This window comes from Staphylococcus taiwanensis (assembly GCA_020544305.1).
GTDB lineage: Bacteria > Bacillota > Bacilli > Staphylococcales > Staphylococcaceae > Staphylococcus > Staphylococcus taiwanensis.
The window spans coordinates 2,238,217-2,258,860 of record CP058667.1; the positions used below are offsets into that span (position 1 = coordinate 2,238,217).

The 20,644-nt window shown below is 34.0% G+C and carries 21 protein-coding genes; 10 read left to right on the forward strand and 11 right to left on the reverse strand.

Annotation, left to right across the window (positions count from 1 at the left end):
• Nucleotides 1-61 precede the first annotated feature (61 nt).
• The gene (locus HYI43_10750) at nucleotides 62-997 is read right to left on the reverse strand and encodes an aldo/keto reductase (protein ID UDI79014.1); all 936 of its coding nucleotides are present in this window, start codon (nucleotides 995-997) and stop codon (nucleotides 62-64) included.
• Between the two features lie 129 nt (nucleotides 998-1,126).
• Between HYI43_10750 and HYI43_10755 the strand changes: the two genes are divergently transcribed.
• The 4 genes from HYI43_10755 to HYI43_10770 all read left to right on the forward strand — a co-directional run bounded on the left by HYI43_10755 (nucleotide 1,127) and on the right by HYI43_10770 (nucleotide 5,301).
• On the forward strand, nucleotides 1,127-1,567 hold the full coding sequence (locus tag HYI43_10755) for an Rrf2 family transcriptional regulator (GenBank protein UDI79015.1): 441 nt from the start codon (nucleotides 1,127-1,129) through the stop codon (nucleotides 1,565-1,567).
• Nucleotides 1,554-2,876, forward strand: coding sequence for an FAD-dependent oxidoreductase (locus HYI43_10760; GenBank protein UDI79016.1), 1,323 nt, complete (start codon nucleotides 1,554-1,556; stop codon nucleotides 2,874-2,876). Before HYI43_10755 ends, HYI43_10760 begins: the two co-directional genes overlap by 14 nt.
• Before the next feature lie 237 nt (nucleotides 2,877-3,113).
• A complete protein-coding gene (locus tag HYI43_10765) occupies nucleotides 3,114-3,317 on the forward strand; it encodes a cold-shock protein (GenBank protein ID UDI79017.1) in 204 nt (67 codons plus the stop codon).
• Between the two features lie 286 nt (nucleotides 3,318-3,603).
• Nucleotides 3,604-5,301 carry an IS1182 family transposase gene (locus HYI43_10770; GenBank protein UDI79018.1) on the forward strand — a complete coding sequence of 566 codons (1,698 nt, stop codon included), beginning with the start codon at nucleotides 3,604-3,606 and terminating at the stop codon, nucleotides 5,299-5,301.
• Nucleotides 5,302-5,469: 168 nt separating this feature from the next.
• Here HYI43_10770 and HYI43_10775 read toward each other — a convergent pair whose 3' ends face one another.
• The 6 genes from HYI43_10775 to pta all read right to left on the reverse strand — a co-directional run bounded on the left by HYI43_10775 (nucleotide 5,470) and on the right by pta (nucleotide 11,654).
• A complete protein-coding gene (locus HYI43_10775) occupies nucleotides 5,470-5,811 on the reverse strand; it encodes a DUF1450 domain-containing protein (protein ID UDI79019.1) in 342 nt (113 codons plus the stop codon).
• A gap of 199 nt (nucleotides 5,812-6,010) precedes the next feature.
• Nucleotides 6,011-7,087, reverse strand: coding sequence for a phosphomevalonate kinase (locus tag HYI43_10780; GenBank protein ID UDI79020.1), 1,077 nt, complete (start codon nucleotides 7,085-7,087; stop codon nucleotides 6,011-6,013).
• Between the two features lie 12 nt (nucleotides 7,088-7,099).
• Nucleotides 7,100-8,083 carry a diphosphomevalonate decarboxylase gene (mvaD, locus tag HYI43_10785; GenBank protein UDI79021.1) on the reverse strand — a complete coding sequence of 328 codons (984 nt, stop codon included), beginning with the start codon at nucleotides 8,081-8,083 and terminating at the stop codon, nucleotides 7,100-7,102.
• A 4-nt stretch (nucleotides 8,084-8,087) separates the two neighbouring features.
• Nucleotides 8,088-9,011: a mevalonate kinase gene (gene mvk / locus HYI43_10790; protein ID UDI79022.1), complete on the reverse strand. Its 924-nt coding sequence runs from the start codon at nucleotides 9,009-9,011 to the stop codon at nucleotides 8,088-8,090.
• An 811-nt stretch (nucleotides 9,012-9,822) separates the two neighbouring features.
• Nucleotides 9,823-10,665 (reverse strand): lipoate--protein ligase family protein, encoded by an 843-nt coding sequence (locus HYI43_10795; GenBank protein UDI79023.1) that lies wholly within the window; start codon nucleotides 10,663-10,665, stop codon nucleotides 9,823-9,825.
• Nucleotides 10,665-11,654: a phosphate acetyltransferase gene (pta, locus tag HYI43_10800; GenBank protein UDI79024.1), complete on the reverse strand. Its 990-nt coding sequence runs from the start codon at nucleotides 11,652-11,654 to the stop codon at nucleotides 10,665-10,667. Before pta ends, HYI43_10795 begins: the two co-directional genes overlap by 1 nt.
• Nucleotides 11,655-11,828: 174 nt before the next feature.
• On the opposite strand from pta, the gene HYI43_10805 reads away from it, so the two are divergent.
• From HYI43_10805 to HYI43_10815, 3 genes are all read left to right on the forward strand, one after another.
• Nucleotides 11,829-12,578: a heme-dependent peroxidase gene (locus HYI43_10805; GenBank protein UDI79025.1), complete on the forward strand. Its 750-nt coding sequence runs from the start codon at nucleotides 11,829-11,831 to the stop codon at nucleotides 12,576-12,578.
• 607 nt (nucleotides 12,579-13,185) lie between these two features.
• Nucleotides 13,186-13,953 (forward strand): threonine/serine exporter ThrE family protein, encoded by a 768-nt coding sequence (locus HYI43_10810; protein ID UDI79026.1) that lies wholly within the window; start codon nucleotides 13,186-13,188, stop codon nucleotides 13,951-13,953.
• A 12-nt stretch (nucleotides 13,954-13,965) separates the two neighbouring features.
• Nucleotides 13,966-14,418, forward strand: a complete 453-nt coding sequence (locus HYI43_10815; protein ID UDI79027.1) for a threonine/serine exporter family protein — start codon at nucleotides 13,966-13,968, stop codon at nucleotides 14,416-14,418.
• An 87-nt stretch (nucleotides 14,419-14,505) separates the two neighbouring features.
• Here HYI43_10815 and HYI43_10820 read toward each other — a convergent pair whose 3' ends face one another.
• The 4 genes from HYI43_10820 to HYI43_10835 all read right to left on the reverse strand — a co-directional run bounded on the left by HYI43_10820 (nucleotide 14,506) and on the right by HYI43_10835 (nucleotide 17,576).
• Nucleotides 14,506-15,987, reverse strand: coding sequence for an APC family permease (locus tag HYI43_10820; protein ID UDI79028.1), 1,482 nt, complete (start codon nucleotides 15,985-15,987; stop codon nucleotides 14,506-14,508).
• Between the two features lie 128 nt (nucleotides 15,988-16,115).
• Nucleotides 16,116-16,484, reverse strand: coding sequence for a DUF423 domain-containing protein (locus tag HYI43_10825; GenBank protein ID UDI79303.1), 369 nt, complete (start codon nucleotides 16,482-16,484; stop codon nucleotides 16,116-16,118).
• Nucleotides 16,485-16,511: 27 nt separating this feature from the next.
• Entirely contained in the window at nucleotides 16,512-16,916 is a 405-nt protein-coding gene (locus tag HYI43_10830; GenBank protein ID UDI79029.1) for a DUF5327 family protein, read from the reverse strand.
• Nucleotides 16,917-17,576: a uracil-DNA glycosylase gene (locus tag HYI43_10835; protein UDI79030.1), complete on the reverse strand. Its 660-nt coding sequence runs from the start codon at nucleotides 17,574-17,576 to the stop codon at nucleotides 16,917-16,919.
• Between the two features lie 140 nt (nucleotides 17,577-17,716).
• Here HYI43_10835 and thiD point away from each other — a divergent pair, with 140 nt between their 5' ends.
• The 3 genes from thiD to vraX all read left to right on the forward strand — a co-directional run bounded on the left by thiD (nucleotide 17,717) and on the right by vraX (nucleotide 20,442).
• A complete protein-coding gene (gene thiD / locus HYI43_10840) occupies nucleotides 17,717-18,547 on the forward strand; it encodes a bifunctional hydroxymethylpyrimidine kinase/phosphomethylpyrimidine kinase (protein ID UDI79031.1) in 831 nt (276 codons plus the stop codon).
• 228 nt (nucleotides 18,548-18,775) lie between these two features.
• Nucleotides 18,776-19,927: an FAD-dependent monooxygenase gene (locus HYI43_10845; protein UDI79032.1), complete on the forward strand. Its 1,152-nt coding sequence runs from the start codon at nucleotides 18,776-18,778 to the stop codon at nucleotides 19,925-19,927.
• Between the two features lie 344 nt (nucleotides 19,928-20,271).
• Nucleotides 20,272-20,442 carry a C1q-binding complement inhibitor VraX gene (gene vraX, locus HYI43_10850; protein ID UDI79033.1) on the forward strand — a complete coding sequence of 57 codons (171 nt, stop codon included), beginning with the start codon at nucleotides 20,272-20,274 and terminating at the stop codon, nucleotides 20,440-20,442.
• The last annotated feature ends 202 nt before the right edge of the window (nucleotides 20,443-20,644 follow it).

The following is a 20,644-nucleotide window of genomic DNA, read 5'->3' on the forward strand; positions in this document are numbered from 1 at the left end:
AGCTCTTACACAAATATAAACGGTGTAAGAGCTTGAATTACTTTAATTATTTTATCGAATATTATTCAATTGGAAATAGTTCATCAATTTGATTAATTTCTTCATCAGTTAGTTCAATGTTTGCCGCTTCAATATTTTCAACGACTTGTTCAGTACGTTTGGCACCTGGAATAACTACATTAAGCGCTGGACGACTTAAATAAAATGCTAGAACCACATTTGCGATAGAGGTATTGTGCGCTTCTGCAATACCTTTTAATTGTTTCACTCGACGAACATTATCATTAAATACCTCTGGCTGGAAGTCACGACGAGGCGCACGGTGATCATCAAATGTTTGGTTTTCTTCATACTTACCAGCTAAGATACCTGATGCTAATGGGAAGTATGGTATAAATGTGATATTATTTTCTGCTGCATATTTCATAACTTCTTCATTTTCACGATGTAATAAGTTATATTCTAATTGCACGACATCTACATACCCGTCTTTATTCGCTTCTTTAAGTTGTTCTAATGAGAAGTTTGATACACCAATCGCTTTAATCTTACCTTCATCTTTAAGCTCTTTTAACGCTGCAACAGCTTTATCTTTTGGCGTATTTTCATCCGGAAAATGAATATAGTATAAATCAATATAGTCTACTTGAAGACGTTTCAAGCTATTCTCAACTTGTTGCTTTAAATAGTCAGGATCATTATTTTGAACGACGTCATCATTGTCTTTAATGACATGAGAACCTTTCGTTGCGATTTGAACTTGTTCACGAGGATACTCTTGAACCACTTGACCGACTAATTCTTCAGAACGTTCAGGGCCATAAATATAAGCAGTATCTAATAATGTAATACCATTATCGATTGCTTTACGTACCACTTCTTTACCTTGTTCTTCATCTAAGTTTGGGTATAGATTGTGACCACCTACCGCATTGGTACCTAATGCGATTGGAAATACACGAACATCTGATTTACCTAATTGTACTAAATCTGCCATTCATACTCGCTCCTTTATACTTATTAACTATTTATAGTTTACCCGTTTCGACTTAAGACATTCATATTGACATTTTATATAAGATATATTTTAATGTAACTAATCAAGTTACATTAAAGGTGATATATGATGAATTTAGAATTTAACATTGCTGTACACGTGCTAAGCTTTCTTGCCAAGCACTCAAAGAAACATTTCAATAGTCAAGAATTAGCAACCCTTACTTGTCTTAATCCAGTGCAACTAAGACGCGTTGCCACTACACTCAATAACCACCAACTTATAGACACTATTCGCGGAAAAGGCGGTGGTTATCGAGCGAATGAGATCACACCCACGATTACGTTAGATACACTGTATCAACTTTTTGTGTTAGACAAAGTTTCTGCACAACGTATTTTTACTGGTAGCGAAGAGAGTCATTGTACGATTTCTAAAAATATCGCTACCACTATGACTAAATATAAAGAGCAAGAAACTACCTTAATACTCAACTTTTATCGTAACTTGACAATTAACGACGTCATCAAAGATACACTTCAGGAGGACACAACATATGACACATTATAATTTATTAGTTTTTGGTTTCGGTAAAGCAGGTAAAACACTTGCCAAATATGCAGCAGCACAAGGTCAACACGTTGCTTTAGTAGAACAATCATCAGATAATTTTGGAGGTACATGCATAAATCACGGTTGTATCCCGTCTAAAGTACTCGTACATGATGGTATTGACGGTATAGATTTTGGTTCTGCATTTTCAAGAAAAAAAGACGTTGTCAGTGCCTTAAATAAGAAAAATTATGGCAACTTGGCAAATGATGCAAATATTGATGTATTCACTAACAAAGCTCAGTTTAAATCAAATACTGAAGTTAATCTTGTAAGCGAAGATGGTACTATTGCTCAGACATTAACAGCAGATAAGATTGTTATTAATACTGGTGCGAAATCAAACATTCCTTCTATTAAAGGGATAGAAACCGCACAAAATTTATACGACTCACGCGGATTATTAAATATTCCTACACAACCTGATCACTTAGTAATTATTGGCGGTGGCTATATCGCCTTAGAATTCGCTTCAATGTTCGCAAATTTTGGTACTAAAGTTACTGTTTTAGAATATGGTTCACAAATCATGCCACGAGAAGATCAAGACGTGGTTGCTCACGCAATTAAGGATTTAGAAGACAGAGGTATTTCGTTTATTTCAAATGTAGAAACACAAGCATTTAAAAATGAAAACAATCAAACGACGATAGTAACTTCTAAAGGTAATTTCTTAGCTGATGCCGTATTACTAGCTACGGGTCGTATACCTAACACAGACTTAGCACTTGAAAATACTGACATTGAACTTGGTGAACGTGGCGAAATCAAAGTGAATGACCATTTACAAACATCAGTTGCGAACATTTATGCAGCTGGGGATGTTAAAGGTGGCTTACAATTTACTTATATCTCATTAGATGATTTTAGAATTTTACAGTCTGAATTATTTGGTGACCACTCACGAACTACTAATAATCGTGGTGTAATACCATACACAGTATTTATTGATCCACCATTTTCTCGTGTAGGATTAACGGCAGAACAAGCGAAGGCACAGCACTTTAATTACGCTGAAAATACCCTTCTAATTAATACCGTGCCAAGACATAAAATTAATAATGACCCTCGCGGCATATTCAAAGTAGTCATTAATAAAGATAACAATGAAATTTTGGGCGCTACGCTTTACGGCAAAGAATCGGAAGAAATCATTAATCTAATTAAATTAGCGATAGACCAACATATTCCTTATCAAGTACTCAGAGATAATATTTATACACACCCAACCATCGTAGAATCATTTAATGATTTATTTAATTTTTAAAAATTTATTTTCAATGCATAAATTCAGTCATAGCAAGCCTCACCAGGTTATAAATTGAAATTATCAATATTTTTAAAAATAAAAAGCTTTACTTATTATTCAATTCAAGTTATAGTTGACCTAACGTAATAAAAGCTCGTGAATTTAAATGTAGTGTGTTTGTCTAGAATACTCTCTTTTTTATAAATGAATTTGTTACAAATATTTAGTGCAAAAGCACACATGGAGGTATTCTATATGAATAACGGTACAGTAAAATGGTTTAACGCAGAAAAAGGTTTTGGTTTCATCGAAAGAGAAGACGGTAGTGACATATTCGTACACTTCAGCGGTATTGCTGGTGAAGGTTACAAAACTTTAGAAGAAGGTCAAAAAGTTGACTTCGATATCACTGAAGGTCAACGTGGCGAACAAGCAACTAACGTAGTTGTAATGTCATAGGATTGAACCTACTTAAGAGTCTGGGACATAATTCCTAGAGAAATAGCCAGTAAATGAGTTTTAACAAATTCATTTACTGGCTTCTTTATTTACAATACTCCGTATTGTTGGCTCGCTTTCTTAGGGGACAGCTTCAGCCTGTAGTCTTCAGCTTGTCCTGTTCCCTCAAGAGTCTCGCCAAAATACTTTGTATTTATATGTAATTTTACATTGTAATACTTTAAAAAAATAAAGCACTTTCGTATAATTTAATAAACATCACTAAACTAAATTAACGAGGTGCCTTATGTATAAAAATTATAACATGACTCAACTTACTCTACCAATGGAAACTTCAGTTCTTATCCCCACAAATGATATTTCACGACATGTAAATGATATTGTTGAAACAATTCCTGACAATGAATTCGACGAATTCAGACATCACCGTGGTGCAACTTCGTACCATCCTAAAATGATGTTAAAAGTGATTCTATATGCCTACACACAATCTGTATTCTCAGGTCGTAAAATAGAAAAAATGCTTAATGATAGCATCCGAATGATGTGGCTATCACAAAATCAAAAACCTTCTTATAAAACAATTAATCGATTTAGAGTAAATCCAAAAGTAGATGCTTTATTAGAATCTTTATTTATTCAATTTTACAGTCAGTGTATAAAACAAAATCTTATAGATGATAAAGCTATTTTTATTGATGGTACAAAAATTGAAGCAAATTCCAATCGATATACATTTGTATGGAAAAAGAGTATTCAAAACCATGAATCAAAGATGAATGAGGATTCTAAAGCCCTCTACCATGAATTGGTAACCAATAAAATCATACCGGAAATCAAAGAAGATCATGATAATGAATTAACAAAAGAAGAAATAGATTTGATTGGTAGTCATTTAGATAAAGAAATCGAAGATTTAAACCAACATATCAACAATGAAAAATGTACTAAAACAAGAAAACAAATACGTCTCAAAAGAACTAAAATCAAAAAATACAAAAAGCAAATCAATGATTATTCTGAGCGAAAGTATCGATACGAATTTCAAAAATCTATTTTAAAGGATAGAAATAGTTATTCTAAGACAGATCATGATGCGACATTTATGAGAATGAAAGAAGATCACATGAAAAATGGACAACTTAAGCCAGGGTATAATTTACAAATAGCGACAAATTCCCAATTTGTTTTATCTTATAATGTGTATCAAAATCCAACGGATACTAGAACGATGATTCCATTTTTAAATTCAATTCAAGAGACCTACGGTCATTTACCTGAATATATTGTAGCTGATGCAGGTTATGGTAGTGAATCAAATTATATGGCAATTATAGATGACTTTAATCGAACGCCACTCATAACATATGGAATGTTTATAAAAGATAAAACTAAAAAATATAAAAGTGACATCTTTAATACTCAAAATTGGGACTATGACGAAATTAATGACGAATTCATTTGTCCGAATAATAAACGGCTAGGTTTTAAAAGATATGCCTATCGTCATGATAAGTATGGTTACAAGCGAGACTTCAAATTATATGAATGTGACGATTGTTCAGAATGTCCTCTGAAAAATCAATGTATGAACTTCAATTCAAAAACAAACAAAAAAATAATGAAGAATTATAACTGGGAATATTTTAAATCCCAAATTAACAAAAAGCTTTCAGAACCAAAAACAAAAAATATCTACAGTCAAAGAAAAATTGATGTGGAACCTGTTTTTGGATTTATGAAGGCTATTTTGGGTTTCACTCGGATGTCTGTCCGAGGACTCAATAAAGTCAAAAGAGAACTTGGTTTTGTATTAATGGCACTTAATATAAGAAAAGTAGTAGCTCAACGAGCTGAAAATAATCAAAAAATTTATAAAAAAGACAATTTCTATATTATTTCAATAGAAATTGTCTTTTATTCACTTATCCAAGAACTTTATGTCCCGAACTCTTTTTTTGTATTTAAATCAATATATCTATAAGTCTAGCTACAAAAACGATTATGAGACAATAAAATATTATGAGGCTACTTAGCAAATTGGGGCGGAACTTTGAATTCAAATCGAATTCTGTCCCACCCCAACTTCTACATCATTTAATTGTTAACATTATAAATTAATACTTAAGCTCTACACTTCAATATTCGTCATTTATTTAGCAGCTTTTCGTTTAGCTAATTTTTCTTTTAATTTTTTATCTTGTTCTTCCTTACGACGTTTTCGTTCTTCATTTCGTTTTCTTAAACGTTCCTCTTCTTCAGGATCACGTGGCTTTTTAAGTTGAGCTGTAACTTTTTCCATTAGCTCATCTTCAGTTAGCGCAGCAAGTGGACGGTTATTCACAAAAGCAAACGTTTTACGGCGTCCGGGACCACAATAAGATTGACAGCCTATTTCAATTTCCGCTTCAGGATCTAGTTTTTCAAGCTTTCTTTTTAGTGATTTAAGATTAACCGCCTGACATTCATCACAAATCAAAAATTTATTTTTCACCTTGCTACCCACCTTTCTATGTATTATCCCATTTTTTATATCAATACTTAATACGAGTCACTTAATTTAACTCTATTTATTTTACTCTTTTTATTAAAAAATTCAAGCACATGTCTATAAGTACATATCGTTTTCAATAAAAAAGAGCAAGACTTGTATTCAACGTGTGAATTCTGTCCTACTCATTCAGCAATTTCAATTATTGTCCATTATATATTTTGAATTCTAATGGTTTAATGCCATATGCTTTCCATTCATCATAAATGCGTTGTTTATCAATTTGGTTATCAATAATTGTGATACCACAGTCACCGCCACCTGCTCCTGAAGTTTTAGCAGCGCCACCAAAGCGTTCACCAATATCGCATAATAATTTTAAGTTTTGCGTTTCAATATCGACGGTCGCTTCGTTATCCATTTGTTGTATAATATTACGATTTTGACGAATCATTTTTTGAACGCCTTTAATATTATTTGTTTTAAAGGCATAAATTAAATTTTCCACACAAGCCTGTGATTGATCTAGGAATTTTCCATAAAAAGAAGGATCTGATTTCAAACGTTTAACTTCACTCACTAAATGAGGAGATGATGCAGGTGATCCTGTCCAACCAATTAACACTTCCATGTTCTCTGGCGCTTGTAATGGCTCAATATGAAGGCCTGGCCAGTTCTTTTCTAGCACTTCATTAACAGAAGTCTCTTCCATTTGTTGTTTAACCCAATCATGATCAAATGTACTATACGCTAACCAGCCACTGTACACACTGACAGCGATATCACCACACGAGCTTAAACTTTGTAATCTCATATTCGCAATCACAGCTAATTTATAGATATACAAGTTAGATAACTGTAGTTCATAAAATTCATTCAATGCTTTAACTACAGCTACTAATACCGCAGCACTTGAGCCTAAGCCATATTTCTGACCCGAATCATCAGCTAGGTTACTATCAATTGTTAAATGGAAATGTTTTAATTTAATATTGCAACTTCTTGCATATTGTTCAAATACTTCAATAGCTGTAACAACATATTTCAATTGATTTGCTGCATGGGCATCAGAGATTTCTATTTTATCCTCATTACGATCAAATGTAACTGGTTCATAATGTAATGTCTTAGAATGAATAGTGCCTGTGACTTCATTTGAAGCTTCGATTGCCGCAGTAACAAAACGATCAACTGCAATTAGTACGGACTTATATCCTGGTTCAGTTACTGCATATTCACCTGCTACGTAAAGTTTTCCTGGCGCTTTCACCTGTATCATTATATCTCTTCCTTACTTAATAATTTCGACTCCTGATTGTGTGATATCACTTGTGATGATTTTTGTTTGATCAAATTCTTGTAAAAATTTATCTACAATTGCTTGTTGGTTTTTCTTTTCAATGAGTACTTTAACATTAGGACCAGCATCCATTGTAAAGTAACAAGGTAACCCAGCTTCTCTACATTCGTTTACAATACGCATGGCATCATAACTTTCTGGTACTAAATATGTAAATGGTGGTTGTGCTCCTAAATTAGTCGCATGCATACGTAAGCCGTTAGCTTCAATCACTTCGCCCATACGTTTGAAATCCTTGTTTGCTATCGCTTCTTTCGTTTCTTTTAAATCAGCATCCACGTGATCTAACCAATATTGATAAAAACGTGATGTGTCACGGGTCAATGACATCCCTGAGCGACTTGATACTTTTTTAGATTTATTATTTATGACAACAAAAATCATGGCTAAGTCTTCTTCCCAGCCATTTGCGTCAATATGATGAGCATATGACGTTTCATCGTCATGACCCTTTTTCCATTCAGCAAATCCACCATAAATACTACGTGAGGCCGAACCTGAACCACGACGGGCTAAACGTGATAAATCTTTATCTGATAAACCAAGTTGTAGAGCTTCATTACACGCACCAGCTAATGCTGCATAAGCACTTGCAGAAGAAGCTAACCCAGCAGCAGTCGGAACAAAATTCTCGCTTTCAATTCGCGCATATTCTGTAACGCTTGCTTCTTTACGAATCATATCCATATAACGTTGAATTTTAGCACTCTCTTTCGCATCAACCTCTTCACCGTTAAGGATTAACTGATCAGCGATTAAGGTGTCATCAAATGTTACACGTGTTTCCGTGTAAAAACGTTCTAATGTGACTGACAAACTATTATTCATTGGAATAATTAATTCCTCATCAGCCTTACCCCAATATTTAATCAGCGCAATATTCGTATGTGCACGTGCTTTACCACTCTTTTTCAATGACTTATCCTCCTAACTTCTCAATCCATGTATGTTGGGCACCGGCCTTTTCAGCTGCAGCTACAATATTCTTAGCAGTTTGCAATTCTTTAGCCAAAATAAGCATGCTACCGCCACGGCCACCACCAGTCAATTTACCGGCAACTGAGCCATTCTCTTCGCCTAATTTAAGTAGCATTTCAATCTTGTCATGACTTACAGTCAACGTTCTTAAGTCATCCTGACATTGATTAAAAATATCAGCCAATTCATCAAAACTATGATGTTCAATTGCTTCACTCGCTGAATATACTAATGAACCAATGTGGTCAATAATTTGCATGTATTGTTCATCATTATCACATAGTTGATGAACGTCCTCCACAGCTTGCTTAGTTGAACCTTTAACACCTGTATCGATCACGACCATATAGCCATCTAAATTTAAGGTTTTCAATATTTCTACTTCGCCCTTTTGATACCACACAGGTTGGTTCGTAACAATCGTCTTCGTATCGATACCACTTGGTTTACCATGTGCAATGCGTTCTGCAGAGTCAGCATTTTCCAATAATTCTTTATCAGTCAATGGTAAACCTAAATAATCATAACTTGCTCGAATAAACGCTACTGCCACTGCTGCGCTTGAACCTAGTCCGCGTGAAGGTGGTAAGTTTGCCTGAATTTTTACGAGTAGTGGTTCTTCTACTTGTTTACTTTCAACAAAATGACTTACAAGTGATTTTAAATGCTCTGGTGCATCATACAATGGACCGTCATAAACATCACTTTCAATAGCTGAATAATTACCTTTTTCTAGACTTTCAATTAAGACTTTAACTTTTCCTGAAGTGAATGGAATAGCAATCGCTGGTTGTCCGAATGTCACCGCATGCTCTCCAATTAATATTATTTTACCGTTAGACTCCCCATAGCCACGTTGTACCATGATATCTCACCTTTAATATTCTTTCTGAAAATTATTTCGAGGCTCGCACACACGCATACCATGACGTACAACCTCAATGTTTTAATTTACTTACAATAACCACACAATTAGTCTTTAACCTATGCCTATCTTCTATATCGTGGTTATCATTTATCGATTAAATGCCGATGTATAGTCTTATAATTATCATAATTAATTTTAATAAAAATTATGTTATAAAATACTGAACAATATATAGTATAAAACTTTGACAAATTTAGTTCAAAACTTAAAAATATTTATACCCTAAAAGTTAAATTTAATAACATTATATGTATTGAGAGCTTAAATACATTACGTTGTCAGAACTATAAGGTTAATTTTGTACTGATTATTCTGTTAACCTAACTTTATGACTAACTTTTAAATGCTTATTCGGCCTAAACTATTTATATTGACCTTTTCCTTAAATTTATCCACCTAAACTATATTACTATAAAAATTATTAGGAATATAGCTATTTATCATGAATTCCCTTTATTATTCTACCAATTTTCAATTTTCAGCAGTATAAAAAAGGGAAACTGGAACCGAAAGATTTTCGAATTCGTCTTATCCCCCCCTTCCTGCTTTGTTTGTAAAATTTCTACTTAAAATTCTTTATACTGGGCCCCTGGCCACCTTAAGAATTAAAAAAGAGAAGATGCTTGTTTAAAGCACCTTCTCTTTTCACTCAACTGATTGCAACTATGCAATACAGCTGAATCATATTATTTTTATACCAGAATCTTTTAAAACTGTATCATATTTTTTATATTAGTAGATTTAGCGTTTACTTTTCATTCATAGAATGATTCATTTTTTCATTGCGCTCAATCATTTTATCGAAATAACCTTCATAACGCGTCCATTCATCTTCTGTGATTGGATCCATATTAAGATTTCCACCTAAATCTTTAATCGCATGTAATAATTGGAACATGACGTCTTGTACTTTGATTTCACGCCCAAACAGTGTTTCCAATGATGCCATGCATTCAGGTTGTATATCTGGATATTTAAATTTTGTTGTCTCACCTTTAAGCGCACGTTCATAAAAGACACGCATCATCTCTGCACGTTCTGAACCTGAGCCTTCAACACATAAATATATTTGTACAGCAATGCCACCACGAACACGACGTTGTGAAATGCCGGCAAATTTCTTACCGTCTATACTTAAGTCGAATTTTCCCGGGCAATATGAGTGCTCAATTTCTCGCGTATCAATCTCTACGTCTTCATTTTCGAACATTTTACAAATTAATAAGTACATCACTGTAAATGCCTCATCAATCGTCGTTTCAGTTTGACCTTTAAAGATAAGCGAAATATTCAATACCCCTTGGTCCAACACGACGCCAAGGCCACCTGAATTTCTCACAATGGCATTATAACCAATTTCATCAGTTAAATAGCGAATACCATCTTTAAGAAATGGTAAGCGAGAATCATGAATACCAAGAATTACTGTATGCTGATGTATCCATGTTCTAACTACGTTACAAGACAAATCTTTACCTACACTTTCTGAAAACGTGTCATCAAAAGCAAATGATTGCATTGGCGCTAAACCAGAAGAATGGTCAACATAGCGCCAATCAATATCATTAAAATATTTACTTGCTAAGTCCATTATTGTAATGTTTGAGCTGCTGTAATAATTGATAATTTATAAACGTCTTCAGTTGAGCAACCACGTGATAAGTCATTAACTGGTGAATTTAAACCTTGCAATACAGGACCAACTGCATCAAATCCACCTAAACGTTGTGCAATTTTGTAACCAATGTTACCAGCTTCTAAACTTGGGAATACAAAAACATTTGCATCGCCTTGAATTTTAGCACCTGGTGCTTTTTTCTCAGCTACAGATGGCACAATTGCAGCATCGAATTGGAATTCACCATCGATAACTACATCTTTTAAGCCTTCAGATTCTACTTTTTCTTGAGCTAATTTTACTGCATTCGCAACTTTATCAACATCGTCTGATTTCGCTGAACCTTTAGTTGAGAAGCTTAACATTGCAACGCGAGGGTCCATGCCAAAGCTTTTAGCTGATTTCGCACTTTCAACTGCGATTTCTGCTAAATCTGAAGATTCTAATGTTGGATTAATCGCACAATCACCAAACACATATTGTTGATCATCTTTAATCATAAAGAAGATACCAGAAGTTTTAGATACACCTGGTTTTGTTTTAATAATTTGTAATGCAGGGCGAACAGTATCTCCAGTTGAATGTGCAGCACCACTTACTAATCCATCAGCATGACCAGCGTAAACTAACATCGTACCGAAATAGTTAACGTTATTTAATAATTCTTCAGCTTGTTCTTCAGTCGCTTTACCTTTACGACGTTCAACGAATGATTTCACTAATTCTGGTTTTAATTCACTTGTAGATGGATTGATGACTTCAATATTTGAAACATCTAATCCTTTGTCTTTTGCTAATAAGTTGATTTTGTCATAATCACCTAAAACGACAGGTGTTACATAGTCAGTTGCTTGTAATTGTGTAGCAGCTGTTAATACACGTTCATCTTCACCCTCAGGTAATACGATTCTAACATTTTTTCCTGAAAGTTTTTCTTGTAATACATCTAATAAACTAGACATAATGCCCTCCTAAATAATTTCATAATAATATTTGCATCCTTAATTATACTTCATTTTTTTTAAGATTTCCATTTCACTAATTTGTAATCATTTAGGTATATTTACTCATTCTCTTTATGATAAAATTTAGGCTGTATTAAAAAATAATTATCTTATTTTAAAGGAGCGATACACATGAGTGAAGCAGCCGAAACATTAGATGGTTGGTACAGTCTTCATTTATTTTATGCTGTAGATTGGGCAACATTTAGACTAGTGCCTGAAGATGAGCGTGAAGCAATGATTAATGAATTTAAAACATTTATTAATGATAAAGCAGGTGCTAGAGAACAACAAGCTGGTGACTATGCGTTATATAACATTACTGGTCAAAAAGCTGACATCTTATTATGGTACTTACGTCCAGAAATGAAAGAATTAAATGAAATCGAAAATGAGTTAAATAAACTACGTATTGCCGATTTCTTTATTCAAACTTACTCATATGTATCAGTGATTGAATTAGGAAATTACTTAGCTGGCAAATCTGACGAAGATCCATATCAAAATCCACATGTAAGAGCGAGATTATATCCTGAGCTGCCAAGAACAGAATATATTTGCTTCTATCCAATGGATAAACGCCGTAATGAAACATATAACTGGTATATGCTACCAATGGAAGAACGTAAAAAATTAATGTATAACCATGGCATGATTGGTCGTCAATATGCTGGAAAAATCAAACAATTCATTACAGGGTCTGTTGGTTTTGATGATTATGAATGGGGCGTAACTTTATTTGCAGATGACGTCTTACAATTCAAAAAAATCGTTTACGAAATGCGTTTTGACGAAACAACTGCACGCTATGGTGACTTTGGTGGTTTCTATATCGGACATATCTTAGAAACTGACCATTTCGATCAGTTCTTCGCAATTTAATGCTACAACCATAAGATTTTAACAGTGAAACATGACTTAAGTATGGTGAACGAAATGAACATCTTAGCAAATATTGTTTCACTGACCATAATATCCCTTCTAAGCCAAAGCTTAGAAGGGATATTTCCATTACTCTAATGATTATATTCAATATAAACATAAGACATAAACCAAAAACGCAACGCCTAATCTATAGGTGTTACGTTTATTTTTAATCATTTTAGGTTATTTAACAATGTTGGCATAATATAATTAGAAGGCTGGTGCATTCAGAATGCCCAGCCTCATTGTGTAGTATGTTTTGGGAGAACTTAATTACTACTCTGAACATAACATTAACAACCATGAAAATATTGTCGCTACCCAATATCATTCATAAATTGCTAACTAATTCTTATTTAACCAAATTGTAATATTTTGAAACATTATAGATAAAATCTGTTTATGCTTTTTATTTTAAGTATCTCGCAACATTTTGAGTGCTTCGCTTATAAATACATTTCAATCAATTGTAAGCATTTTAATTATTAAGTTTTCTTTAATTAAGTGGAGTTTTCAATATGCATCAACTATAATTAATAGAAACATCTTAACGAATGGTGATGACATGGATAATACACAAATACATGAAAATGAAGATGAAAAATTAATTAAAGACGTTGTCATGATGGCTGGTCGTATCTTACTTGAATCCGGTGCTGAAGGCACACGTGTTGAAGATACAATGACGCGTATCGCTCGTAAATTAGGCTATTCTGAGAGCAATAGCTTTGTTACAAATACTGTTATACAATTCACGCTACACAACGAATCATATCCACGAATTTTCAGAATTAATTCTCGTGATACTAATCTTATTAAAATCTCTCAAACGAATGAAATCTCACGTTTAATCACTAAAGGCGAAATTACACTTGAAGATGCTAAAGTGAAACTTGAAAATATTTATGTCGCTAAACGAGACAGTAGTTTATTGTTTAAAGGCATTGCCGCAGCAATTATCGCGATAAGCTTCCTTTATTTACAAGATGGCAAACTTGTCGATGTGATAACTGCCTTATTAGCTGGCGGACTGGGTTATTTAGTAGTAGAAATACTTGATCGTAAATTACACGCACAGTTTATACCAGAATTCATTGGATCACTTGTTATTGGTATCATTTCAGTCTTTGGACACTCACTCGTTCCAAGTGGTGATTTAGCAACTATTATTATCGCATCCGTTATGCCTATCGTCCCCGGGGTACTAATTACTAATGCTATTCAAGATTTATTCGGTGGTCACATGCTTATGTTTACGACGAAATCGTTGGAAGCCCTCGTAACTTCCTTTGGTATAGGTGCAGGCGTAGGTTCAATATTAATTTTAGTTTAGGAGTGCACATTAATGTTTTGGATATTAAATTTAGTATTTAGTTATACCGCGTCACTTTTTTTCTGCGTGATATTTGATGCTCCTAGAAGACTATACTTATCTTGTGGTTTTGTAGGTGCGTGTGGCTGGATGGTATACATTTTGTTTTATCAAGGGCTTAGTGTACATACAATCTATTCAAGTTTCTTTGGTAGTTTTGCTTTAGGTCTTATCAGCCACTATATGGCTCGTACTAAAAAAGAACCTGCCATCATCTTTATGGTACCTGGAATTATTCCACTAGTTCCAGGAGGCTTAGCCTTTGATGCAACTAAAAATTTAGTGTTATTAGAATTTGGCAAAGCGATCAACACAATGCTTGAAGTAACGCTTATCGCTGGTGCCATTGCACTTGGTTTACTATTCGCAGACCAAATTTCTAAAATTATACTATCCGGTTTTGCCAGAACTCGAAAACGTATATAATTTATTTTTCATTTTATAAAATATGACAAAGCGCGTGACTTTAATTAGCCACGCGCTTTTATTATTTCTAAATTTAATTTCTTCACACTATTTTTTATTAGTATCCTCAATCATGTCTTCTACTTCATTTTCAGAATGATTTAAAATCAAGCGACTTAATTCATCACTATCCATCTTCTTCAACTTAGGATAACGAATGACAAAGAAAATTAGACCAATAATTAACCAGCCACCTAACGCAATATATGATGGCATTGAAAGTGAAGCTGGTGATCCAGGCACTAACAATAATAATAGGAAAATAAATGATACAATTGACCCTAAAATCGCAAATGTCTTATACACTGGACCATAAGTATTACTGTTTTTATTGTAGCTAAACAATTTTGCAGCTGATAAACAAGTAACAAAATAAGCAATAGAAACGCCAGTTGATGACATATTTACGATCCAAGTTAAAGCCGTACGTCCTAACCATGGTGCAATCAGTGTAACTGCTACCAAGAAGATAATAGCTACATACGGTGTTTTGTATTTAGGGTGTAGCTTACTAAATACTTTCGGCATAATACCTGAACGTCCCATTGAAAATAATAGACGACTCGCACTCATTAAGAATCCATTTAAACCAGTGAAGATTCCCATAATAATTGCGATTGCTAACACAGCTAAACCGATATACCCAAACGCGGTTTGCGTTTCAGCACCAGTAACCCATAAGTTACCATTAAGACTTGCACTATTTGTACTTAACCAACCAGTATACAGAATCATTACAACATATGTTAATGATGCTGCGAGTAAACTATAGACGATTAATTTGAAAGTCTTATTTGGTGAAAAGTTAAATTCTTCAGCAGTTTGTGGAATATTGTCAAAACCAACATATGCCCACGGTGCAACTGCTACAATCATAATGATTGATGTAAACCATCCTTTTCCAGGATTAGCTAATGGTTGTAAGTTATTAAAATCAAAGTTATTACCAAAGAATGAACCGAAGAACATGAGTAGCACAACAATAACCATTGCCACACAGAAATAATATTGCAATGAACCCGAAACACTTGCACCTCGAATAGCTACAAGCATAAATACAAGTAATAACACTGAAGCAATGATAATCTCTGTTATGTACACATCCCATCCAGCAACGGTATACAGTTTGCCGTTATTTAACAAATCAGGTAATAAGAATTTAACTAAAAGACTAAAGGCTGTTGCATTTAATGCTACAACACAGACATACCCAAACGTTAAGAACCATGATGAGAAGAAACTTACATATCTACCAAAACTTAAATAACTAAAAGCAAATGCGCCACCAGATACTGGAAACTTTTCAACTAACGCACCATAACTTACCGCAATTAGGATCATTAGCAATGCCCCAATGACGATACCGATAGATGAAGCAATTGGACCTGATTGTTTAATCCAATCTCCCGGTAAGATAAAAGCACCCCAACCAATACATGAACCATAAGCGATAGCCCATACAAATTTCTCAGAGAGGTTTTGCTTTAAATCTCCTCTATCTATATTCTGATTTTTACTTTCTTTATTCATAAAATAAACTCACCTCAAGTATCCTGTATACCCTAAAGGTGAGTTTCACAATCTATATAAATTGTACAATATAACACTATTTTCAAATAAATCATTTTGAATTTTTATATAATTTAAATTTGTATTGTTTAACCTACAAATTTAAATGTAGAAATTATTAACATTAACCAGCCAGCGATAAATAATACGCCACCAATAGGTGTTATCGCACCCAAAATACGAATTTGAGTTAACGCTAAAATATATAATGAACCGCTAAAGAAGACGACACCTAAGAATATAAGCCAACCTGCCCAGTTCACATTAATAGAGGTTGTACCACCAATCACACCAATGATTAAAAGTCCAAGACCGTGATACATTTGATAGTTCACCGCTTTTTCCCAAACAGACATATATTTATCAGATAACTTTCCTTCTAACCCATGTGCACCAAATGCGCCAGTACCTACTGACATCATTGTGCATAATGCTCCTAATATAATAAATAATTTCATCATTTCAATTCATTCTCCTTACTCAATTTAGAAATCAAATATTGACTCCCCGTTACCAATTTCATCGTCAGTTACCATTGTATTCGAAGGTAACTGATTATGTTGTGATGATTTCATCGTATTCGGCACTTTACCACCCATGGCCTCAATTTCAGCTGCTGTTACTTTAGAACTTTTCTGCGTATTTGTAGAACTTGTACCCTGGCTATTTGCGATATGATTATTTTTTGAAAATGAAGACCCTGACGACACAGTATCTGTGAAGTCATGTTTTTTAGTTTGACGTAATGGCATACGTCCACCTGCATTGGCAAATAACGATGTTAATGTATGAATCGTATACATATGTTTTTCAAATTGTTGATCATCCACTGCTTCATCTGCTTGTACCAACTCTTGTTCAATCAATTGAATGATTTGTTCTTTATTCATCTAAGCTTCCTCACTTTCACACCAATTTATCGGTGTTTTACCTTTAGATTCAAGATATTCATTAGCTTTTGAATATGGCTTAGAACCGAAGAAACCTCGATAGGCAGATAAAGGACTAGGATGTGGTGATTTAATAATATAATGTTTCGATGTATCAATTAATTTAACCTTTTGCTGTGCAGGTTTCCCCCACAATATAAACACTACATCGTCTCTATATTCCGAAATGGCCTTAATCACTTCATCAGTAAATATTTCCCAGCCAATATCTTTATGCGAATGTGCTTCTCCTTGACGCACCGTCAATACTGTATTTAAAAGTAACACACCCTCACGTGCCCAATCTTGTAGATGTGGTGATGTTCGATGACATCCAACATCATCTTCTAATTCTTGGTACATGTTTCTTAAAGAAGGCGGAAATTTAGCATTAGGTTGCACAGAGAACGCTAAACCATGGGCTTGATTCGGTCCATGATAAGGATCTTGTCCTAAGATCACTACTTTAATATCGTCAAACGGCGTTAAATCAAACGCTTGATAAATATTTTCTCTATCTGGATAGACGATTTGCGTCGTATATTCTTTTTCTAGAAAATCATGCATCGCTTTAAAATCATGTCGTTCTGTAATGTCATGAAATATGTCTGACCATTCCATCGCTTTCACCTCATGCCATATTTTAACATAATGCAAAGCGAATCAGTTATTGATTTTGTTCATAACTTCAAGCTAGCAAGTAGCGTAAAAAACGTGATATGATAAGCAATAGAATTACAAACTGTCGGGAGTGAATGTATATGGCTTTAAAGAAAGTTTTAACAATTGCAGGTTCAGATACTAGTGCGGGAGCTGGTATGCAAGCGGACCTTAAAACATTTCAAGAATTAGATACTTATGGCATGGTGGCATTAACTGCTGTCGTAACAATGGATAAAGAAACTTGGTCACATGATGTGACGCCGCTTCCAATGGATTTATTTGAGAAACAACTTGAAACTGCTATTTCAATTGGTCCAGATGCTATTAAAACGGGTATGTTAGGTACTCAGGAAATCATTAAACGTGCTGGCGAAGCATTTGAACAATCAGGTGCACAATATTTCGTAGTTGACCCTGTTATGGTATGTAAAGGTGAAGACGAAGTACTTAACCCAGGAAATACTGACGCAATGATTGAATATTTATTACCAAAAGCAACTGTAGTAACACCAAACTTATTTGAAGCTGGACAACTTTCTGGCTTAGGCAAATTAACTTCTATCGAAGATATGAAGAAAGCTGCTGAAATTATTTATAATCAAGGTGCGAAACACGTTATTATTAAAGGCGGTAAAGCATTAGATCAAGATAAATCTTACGACTTATACTATGATGGCAACACATTCTATCAATTAACTACAGACATGTTCCAACAAAGTTATAACCACGGTGCTGGTTGTACATTTGCTGCAGCTACTACTGCCTACTTAGCTAATGGCAAATCACCTAAAGATGCTGTTATTAGTGCAAAAGCTTTTGTTGCTTCAGCTATTAAAAATGGTTGGAAAATGAATGACTTTGTAGGTCCTGTAGACCACGGTGCATATAATCGTGTAGAACATATTGATGTAGAGGTAACAGAAGTTTAAACATCATAATATTTTATCAATAATTGAATAATCAATGTTAATATAAACAATTAGCTTTTAATCACTTTACAAGTACTTGAAAGAGACTTGTTATTTGTGATTAAAAGCTTTTTTCTATTATTTAACTTTGACTCAATATATTTTAAAAGGCGAAATATGTTTAACAATTAGCTATTCGGCGTAAACTATGAGTGAATTGAAATGTTTTTAAATTAAGGAGTTTATATGATGAGTGAATTAAATAAAGACACAGAAGTAAAAGCACCGATAACGATTATTGGTGGCGGTATCGGAGGTTTAACATTAGCGAGAGTATTATATGTAAATGGTATTCCTTCTAAAGTATATGAAGCAGATCCGTCACCTGCTGCTCGTACACAAGGTGGACAATTAGACATTCATGAATATAATGGTCAAGTTGCTTTAGAAAAAGCTAATCTTATGGATGAATTCCATTCTATTATTCATGAAGGTGCAGACGCAGCACGTATCTTAAATTCAAATGGCGAGCTACTTTTAGATGTACCTGCTGATGAAAGTAATGGTCGTCCCGAAGTATTACGCGGTGACTTACGTCAAATGTTACTCGATTCTCTTCCAGAAGAAACAATTGAGTGGAATAAGAAAGTAGACCATATCGAAGAAATTCAACAAGGCCAATATAAAGTTGTATTCAGAGATGATAGTTCTGTCACTACAAATAAATTAATTGGTGCTGATGGCGCTTGGTCTAAAGTCCGTAAATTATTAACAGACGTAACGCCAGACTATGTCGGCACAACATTTATCGAAACATATTTACATGATGTAGATTATAACCACCCTGAAACAGCTAAAGCAGTAGGACAAGGTGCAATGTATGCATTATCTCCAGGAAAAGGCTTTGTAGCACATCGTGAAGCGAACAACATTATTCATACCTACATTCAGATGAACCGTGACTTAGAATGGATTAATAGCATTGATTTTTCAAATAAAAAAGAAACAATCGATACAGTTGCAGCTGAATTTAAAGGTTGGGCACCTGAAATTATGGCATTATTAACTGAATCAGATTCAGATATTGTTGCTAGAAAAATTAATGCCCTTCCTGATAAACATCGTTGGGAACCAAAATCAGGCGTAACTTTAATTGGTGATGCTGCACACTTAATAGCACCATCTGGTGAAGGTGCTAACTTAGCAATGTTAGATGCTGCAGAATTAGCAGAAGGTATCGCTAACAATTATGATGATATCGACGATGTAATTAAAGATTATGAAAGCCGTACGTTCCCAAGAAGTGAAGAAGAACAACAAGAATCACACGAGATTTTAGATATTTGCTTAGGACAAGATAGTCCAGATAGATTTGTAAAACTATTCAAAGGTGAACGCTAACTTTAAAATTAAAAATTACTTTTATTAACCTCTTTACCAATTATTATTTAAGTTTATTGGTAAGGAGGTTTTTATATTAAATTACAAAAATTGCAATATGCAATATAGAAAGTAGTATGACTGAGCTTGAATTCGCTGATAAAGTAGTACGCATTCAATTAAAAAGTGCTTATAATTCCGTACGAAAATATGGCTTAATTTATTAAAAAGATGACTAGGTATTTAGTCGTAGATAAATATCGGATATACGTTGTACATAAAGTTGGTACTAGGGGCTCATGTATTTCTATAAAAAATGCTTTACTATATTAAGTGTAGAGAGACAAAGGAGGAATTACACATCATTGATTATCTACAAGCAAAATATAGAGAATGGTATCCCAATGTACGAAATTATCACAAGAACCTTCAAGACGATTACGGTAAAATTCGATGAAACATTTAACAAGAACGAAATCTATAAATTGCTCTCTCTACTAGAAAGTGACCTTGATAATATGAGACTAAGTTATTAAGTCATTTACACATCAAGAAGTACAGAAATTGTGTTTTCCAAATTGAGAATTCAAACAGATGAATTATTCCTAAATTGAATTTTTAAGTACTTACGCCCCCTAACACTAAGTAGCTTAAAAAGTCATTAATCATTCCTAAACTCACCTTATTAAAATAGCGTCAATGTTAGCCAAGGATTGTCCCCCCTTGGAAGCTTAGAGA